This window comes from Komagataeibacter melomenusus (genome assembly GCF_013155395.1).
Lineage (GTDB): Bacteria > Pseudomonadota > Alphaproteobacteria > Acetobacterales > Acetobacteraceae > Komagataeibacter > Komagataeibacter melomenusus.
In genome coordinates this window covers 1-6,470 of the sequence record NZ_JABJWC010000080.1, presented here as the reverse complement: position 1 = coordinate 6,470, position 6,470 = coordinate 1, and the positions used below count along the sequence as shown (strand labels likewise).

General features: G+C 65.8%; 5 protein-coding genes and 2 pseudogenes. 4 read left to right on the top strand and 3 right to left on the bottom strand.

The features are described 5' to 3' along the window. A pseudogene (locus HNW77_RS17875) lies at positions 1 to 106 on the top strand (IS5/IS1182 family transposase); the annotation flags it as partial. Positions 107 to 188: 82 nt separating this feature from the next. Here the strand turns inward: HNW77_RS17875 and HNW77_RS16720 are convergent. From HNW77_RS16720 to HNW77_RS16710, 3 genes are all read right to left on the bottom strand, one after another. Beyond that, positions 189 to 1,145, bottom strand: a complete 957-nt coding sequence (locus tag HNW77_RS16720) for an acetyl-CoA carboxylase carboxyltransferase subunit alpha (protein ID WP_172159201.1) — start codon at positions 1,143 to 1,145, stop codon at positions 189 to 191. 249 nt (positions 1,146 to 1,394) lie between these two features. After that, positions 1,395 to 2,309, bottom strand: a complete 915-nt coding sequence (locus tag HNW77_RS16715) for a tyrosine recombinase (RefSeq protein WP_172159197.1) — start codon at positions 2,307 to 2,309, stop codon at positions 1,395 to 1,397. 15 nt (positions 2,310 to 2,324) lie between these two features. Beyond that, positions 2,325 to 2,528 carry a hypothetical protein gene (locus HNW77_RS16710; protein WP_172159187.1) on the bottom strand — a complete coding sequence of 68 codons (204 nt, stop codon included), beginning with the start codon at positions 2,526 to 2,528 and terminating at the stop codon, positions 2,325 to 2,327. 131 nt (positions 2,529 to 2,659) lie between these two features. Between HNW77_RS16710 and aroB the strand changes: the two genes are divergently transcribed. The 3 genes and pseudogenes from aroB to HNW77_RS16695 all read left to right on the top strand — a co-directional run. After that, a complete protein-coding gene (gene aroB / locus HNW77_RS16705) occupies positions 2,660 to 4,393 on the top strand; it encodes a 3-dehydroquinate synthase (protein WP_172159199.1) in 1,734 nt (577 codons plus the stop codon). Positions 4,394 to 4,676: 283 nt separating this feature from the next. Then, positions 4,677 to 5,918 carry an OmpA family protein gene (locus HNW77_RS16700; protein WP_172159185.1) on the top strand — a complete coding sequence of 414 codons (1,242 nt, stop codon included), beginning with the start codon at positions 4,677 to 4,679 and terminating at the stop codon, positions 5,916 to 5,918. 404 nt (positions 5,919 to 6,322) lie between these two features. Continuing rightward, positions 6,323 to 6,470 (top strand): annotated as a pseudogene (locus HNW77_RS16695) (OmpA family protein); the annotation flags it as partial.

Genomic DNA, 6,470 nt, shown 5'->3' with positions numbered 1-6,470 from the left:
CTGCAAGCTCAAGGAGTTCAAGCGTATCGCCACGCGGAGCGACAAGACAGACAGATCATTCGCAGCGATGATTTATCTCTCCGCTGCAATCATCAATTCACGATAATTCCCAACAGGCCCCAAAAAGGCGGCGTTTCCTGAAGCTTTTTGAAAAAAGCTTCACCAAAAACTTTTCCTAGCCGAAGCCGTCAGGCGACGGCTTCACGTCCCATGGCGAGGAATTTCTCGCGCCGCTGCGCCTTGAGCAGCACCGGGTCCTTGGCCAGCAGGCCGGGCAGTTCGGCGGCAATGGCGTCGCCCACCGCGCGGATGGCCGCCCTGGGGTCACGCTGCGCGCCGCCCAGCGGCTCGGGAATGATCCGGTCGATCAGCCGCAACTGGAGCAGGTCCTGCGCGGTGATCTTGAGCGCATCGGCCGCGGTGGCCGCCTGCTTGGGGTCGCGCCACAGGATGGAGGCGCAGGCCTCGGGCGAGATGACGGAGTAGATGGCGTGCTCGAGCATCATCACCCGGTCACCCGCGCCAAGGGCCACGGCGCCGCCGGAGCCACCCTCGCCAATGACAGTGGCGATGACGGGCACCGGCACGTTCAGGCAGGTCTCGATGGAGCGGGCGATGGCTTCCGCCTGGCCACGGGCCTCGGCATCGATGCCGGGCCACGCGCCCGATGTATCGATAAAGGTCAGGACCGGCAGGCCGAATCGCCCCGCCAGTTTCATCAGGCGCTGGGCCTTGCGGTAGCCCTCGGGCCGGGCCATGCCGAAATTGTGCTTGAGGCGGGTCTCGATCTCGGCGCCGCGCTCGGTGCCGATCACGACCACGGGCTGGTCATTGAACCGGCCCACGCCACCGATGATGGCCTTGTCATCGCCAAACAGCCGGTCACCCGCAAGCGGCGAGAACTCGGTAATCAGCGCATCGATGTAATCGATCGTGTGCGGGCGCTGGGCGTGGCGGGCCACCTGCACCTTCTGCCACGGGGTCAGCTTGGCGTAGGCCGTACGCAACTGCCGGTCGGCTTTTTCGCTCAACCGGGTGATCTCTTCCGCGATGTTGATCCCGTCCGGACCGGACATCCTGCGAAGTTCGTCGATCTTGTTCTCAAGCTCGGCGACCGACTTTTCGAAATCTAGAAACTGGCGCATGCGCTGCCGATAGCACAGCCTGCGTGCCAGCCAAACATTTTCACGCATGGAATTCCGCCTGCCATGCATTTTTGTCCGTCCGGCCCTGCCGGGCGCTGGCGTGCCATCCCTCCCGCCAGCGCGCATCGCGCCCTGACGGCAGGCTGGTTTTCAATTGCCTGCACCAGCAGGGGCGAAACCGGTCTTTTTTGATAAAGGCAGCATTGTCCGAAGCTTTTTGAAAAAAGCTTCACCTCTTCTACCCGCCTTTCAACCCGTGCCATCCTGCGCCAGCGGGTGGTGCTGCGCCACGGCCTCACGCAGGCGGTCGAGCATGACGTGGGTGTAGATCTGGGTAGTGGCGATATCCGCATGCCCCAGCAGCACCTGCAACGCGCGCAGGTCCGCGCCATGCGCCAGCAGATGGGTGGCGAAGGAATGGCGCAGCACATGCGGCGACAGGCGCTGCGGGTCCAGCCCCGCGCGCAGGGCGACATCATGCAGGATGCGGTCGAATCCCTGCCGGGTCATGGGCTGGCGGGCACTGCGGCCGGGGAAGAGGTACGGGCTTTCACGCCCGGCATCGAGCGCCATGAGATCGCGCGCCGCCGCCCGCGCGCGCGCCGACAGGGGCACCATGCGCTCGCGCCCGCCCTTGCCGCGCACCAGCATCATGCCCGGCGCCGCATCAAGCGCGCGGCGGGGCAGCGACAGCAGCTCCGATATGCGCAGGCCCGAGGCATAGAGCATTTCAAGCGCTGCCCGGGCCACCATGAGCCTGCGCCTGCGCGCAGGCGTGGCATCAGGCTCGGGCACGCAGGCGGCCAGCAGTTCCGTCACCTCGGGCTCGGACAGGAATCGTGGCAGCGGCGCATCGAGCCGGGGGGCCTCAAGCAGGGCGGCGGGGTTGTCAGGCCGCATGCCCTCGCGCGCCAGGAACAGGAAATACTGCTTGAGGCACGACAGCCTGCGCGCCTGCGTGCGTGCCGCCAGCCCCTGCCGCGCAAGGCCCGCAAGGTAGTCGCGCAGGTCACTCTCGCCCGCCGTGAGCGCGGTGATGCCGCGCGCGTGCAGGGCGGCATTCATGTCCGCCAGGTCGCGGGTATAGGCGCGGATGGTGTTCAGCGCCGCCCCGCGCTCGGCGGCCTGCATCTCGAGAAAGGCATCAACGCCACTTGCGCTCACGCAGCCCCCGCAGGCTCAGCGGGGCGCCAGGGGGGCGACCGGCAGCGGCGCGGGCGCGCCAAGCGGCGGCAGGGCGGCTGGCGGCGGCGGGGCGGCAAACGGCACATCCTTGTGCACATCCTCCTGCACGAGTGCTGGCGGAAAGGCCCCGAGCGCGAAAAAGCCCCCTATCCCGCACAGGACCAGAACACTGGCCAGGGCAATAACAATACGGATCATCCAACCGCTTTCCTATGCTGCGAACCCCGGTGGCCCCTGGCCCAGGCACGCACGGGCGCGCCGCCCACGCGGGGCTGGCCCTGACCACGGACTCTACCGGTCCTGTCCTGCTGTATGTTAGGTTGCGCGGCATGTCACGCCAGATTCCCCCCACCCGGCCCCAGCCGGAGCCCGCATCCCTTGCCATCCCCCTTGACCTGAGCGCCGTGGGTCCCGCCAGCCCCCGGCAGCCGGGCAGCGGGCGCACCATCGTGCTGGTCGGGCTGATGGGGGCGGGCAAGACCACGATCGGCCGCCTGCTGGCCGCCCGGCTGGGCGTGCCCTTTGTCGATTCGGATGAGGAAATCGAGCGCGCTGCCGGCTGTACCATCGCCGACCTGTTCCAGCGCTATGGCGAGGCCGAGTTCCGCCGTGGCGAGCGGCTGGTCATCCGCCGCCTGCTGTCCGGCCCGCCAGTGGTGCTGGCCACGGGGGGCGGGGCCTTCATGGACGGGCGCACGCGTGCAAGCGTGCGCGAGCATGCGGTCTCGATCTGGCTGCGCTGCCCGCTCGACGTGCTGGTGCAGCGCGTGGCCGACCGCACGCACCGCCCGCTGCTCAACAACACAACGCCGCATACGGTGCTGGCCGACCTTATGCGCCTGCGCCATCCGGTCTATGCGGAGGCGGACATTATCGTTGATTGTGGAGATGACAACGTGGAACACAGCGCCGACCATGTGCTGCACGCCCTGCAGCACAACCAGCAGCCCCTGCGCGTGCCCGTGCGGCTCGACCGCGCCAGCTACGAGGTGCTGATCGGCCCCGACGTGATCCGCCGCGCGGGTGCGCTGCTGGCCCCGGTGCTGCCCCAGAAGCGGGTGATGGTGATTACCGATGCCACCGTATCGCCCCTGCACCTGCCCCGCCTGCTTGAGGCTTTGGCCGAGACCGGCATCCGCGCCGAGACCATCACCATCCCGCCCGGCGAGGGATCAAAGAGCATCGGCCAGTACGAGCGCGTGACCAACGCCCTGCTCGAGGCGCATGTCGAGCGCGGCACCACGGTCGTGGCCCTGGGCGGCGGCGTGGTGGGCGACCTGTCGGGCTTCTGTGCCGCCACCACGCTGCGCGGCCTGCCGTTCGTGCAGATTCCGACCACGCTGCTCTCGCAGGTGGATTCGTCGGTGGGTGGCAAGACCGGCATCAACACGCCCTTTGGCAAGAACCTGCTCGGCGCGTTTCACCAGCCCATCGCGGTGCTGGCCGATACCTCCACGCTGGCCACCCTGCCCGTGCGGGAACTCAAGGCCGGTTATGCCGAGATCGTCAAATCCGGCCTGCTGGGCGATGCGGGGCTGTTTGACTGGTGCGAGCGCCACGGCGCCGCGGTGCTGGCGGGCGATCCGGGCATGCAGGCCGAGGCCATCCGCCTCGCCTGCGCTTTCAAGGCCCGTGTGGTGGTGGCCGACGAGCGCGAGGAGCGCAGGACCGATGGCCGCGCCCTGCTCAACCTTGGCCACACCTTCGGCCACGCGCTGGAGGCCGAGATGGGCTATAACGGCAGCCTGCTGCATGGCGAGGCGGTCTCGATCGGGCTGCGGCTGGCCTTCATGCTCTCGGTCCGGCTGGGCTACTGCGCGGCCGAGGATCTCGACCGCGTCACCAGGCATCTCGAGCGCCTGTCCATGCCCGCGCGCATAGGCGACACGGGGCGCAATTTCTCGGCAGCCCAGCTCGTGCGCAACATGCAGCGTGACAAGAAAATGCGCGATGGCCGCCTGTCCTTCGTGCTGGTGCGCGGCATTGGCCGGGCCTTTACCTGCCGCGACGTGCCCGATGAAGCCGTGCTGGACGTGCTGCGCGCGGATGGCTGCACGCCCTGACGCACCCGCCTGATGTGCGGCCGGGGCTGTGCCATTACGGCCACAGCCCCGGCGGCATCGATGTTACGCACCGCTACATTTACCTTATTTCAACCCTTGCCCCGCACAACGGTCCTGCCATGGATTGATGCGGACAAACGCGGTTACGCACCCCTGATATCCCGCTGGCGCTGGAATGGCGGCACATGCGCCGCCCGGATCAACCCGTATCAGGCCAGTGTGGAACATGCCCCCATCTCCACCAAATAAAGAAGGCGTCTGATCAAGCATCAAGGACGGGACCATGCGTCTTCGCGCGGCACTGCTGGCGACTGCATTGACAACCACACCGGTCATGGCCGCCATGGCCACGACCATTACCGGGCCTTACGTCGATATCGGCGGCGGCTATGACCTGACCCAGACACAGCACATGCACTCCTATGACGGGCAGGCAGTAAAGGAAAACGAAAGCCAGGCCGGCATCCCGGGCCTGCCCGCGTCAAACGCGGCGTTCCTGGATCAGACGATGCAACAGGACACGAACTCCGCCGCCCACGCGCGCGAGCGCATGCACCACGGCGCGGGCTGGACCGGGTTCGCCTCCTTTGGCTGGGGCTTTGGCAACGGCCTGCGCGCGGAAGTGGAAGGTGCCTATAACTGGTCGGAAACCACCCGCTACACCACAACCTCCTATGGTGGCGGCCACGGCAAGACCGATGGTGCCGACCGCTCCTATGGTGGCTTTGTCAACGTGCTGTATGACATCGACCTCAAGCGCCTGTTCGGCATCGACGTGCCCGTAACGCCCTTCATCGGCGTGGGCGCGGGCTATCTGTGGCAGACCGTGAATGATGCAACGCCCATCGCAAACAGCATCATGAACGTGCACCACAACGGCACCAATGGCAGCTTTGCCTATCAGGGCATTGTCGGCGCCGCCTATGACATTCCCGGCGTGCCGGGCCTGCAGATGACCACCGAATACCGCATGATCGGCCAGGTGGAGTCCTTCAACAACGGCAATCTTGGCCAGACCGTGATCAACGCCAACAACCAGCCGGTGACTGACCACGATTCCATCCGTTACGACCACCGCTTCAACCACCAGTTCATCGTGGGCGTGCGCTACGCGTTCAACAATGCGCCGCCGCCACCCCCGCCAGCGCCTGCAATCGTGCCGCCCGCGCCGACCGCAGCCCGCACCTACCTGGTGTTCTTCGACTGGGACGGCGCAGCCCTGACCGGCCGCTCGCGTGAGATCGTGGCCGAAGCCGCACAGGCTTCCACCCACGTCCAGACCACGCGCATCGAGGTCAACGGCTACACCGACAACACCTCCGCCCATCCGGGTCCGCGTGGTGAGAAATACAACCTTGGCCTGTCCATGCGCCGTGCCGACAGCGTGAAGGCTGAACTGATCCGTGACGGCGTGCCCGCCAACGCCATCGACATCCATGGCTATGGCGAGGCCCACCCGCTCGTGGCGACCGGCCCGGACACGCGCGAGCCGCAGAACCGTCGCGTCGAGATCATCCTGCACTAGGCCTGCGCGCAATATATTGAAAAAAATGGGGAATCCGGCACGGGGGCCATCTGCGCGCAACCCGTGCCGGAGAATCCGTTTCCAGCACCGAAACGGGTTGGAAAAGACCTTCCGTTTCCACCATTGTCCTATGCAAAATGAGGGGGGCTGAGAAAGCGGTTCAAAAAAATCCTTATAAAATCAGGGTTTTTGATAGACTGCAGCAAAAGGAGCTGAAAGATATGTGTGTTTTTTGCCACACCTGTTCCGCATGGCGCATTTTGCCCATTCTCAAGCCGGGCCAGACAGGCTAATCCCCGCTTCATAGCTTGCGGGTAATCTCAGGCTGCCCTGTCTCGGGGCAAATCCATTGCCCGATCACAAGACGGGGCTCTGCCCTGCAACAACAGATTAAGGACTGAAACATGCGTCTTCGCGCAGCGTTACTGGCAACCAGCCTGCTGGCAGCGACACCGTTCGCAGCCAAGGCCACGACCATCACCGGCCCGTATGTCGATATCGGCGGCGGCTACAACCTGACCCAGACCCAGCACATGCGTGATGCTGAAGCCG

Bases quoted from the DNA above. Each gene is read 5' to 3' on its own strand.
- aroB (WP_172159199.1), top strand. From the start codon at position 2,660: ATGTCACGCCAGATTCCCCCCACCCGGCCCCAGCCGGAGCCCGCATCC.
- HNW77_RS16720 (WP_172159201.1), bottom strand. From the start codon at position 1,145: ATGCGCCAGTTTCTAGATTTCGAAAAGTCGGTCGCCGAGCTTGAGAAC.
- HNW77_RS16710 (WP_172159187.1), bottom strand. From the start codon at position 2,528: ATGATCCGTATTGTTATTGCCCTGGCCAGTGTTCTGGTCCTGTGCGGG.
- HNW77_RS16700 (WP_172159185.1), top strand. From the start codon at position 4,677: ATGCGTCTTCGCGCGGCACTGCTGGCGACTGCATTGACAACCACACCG.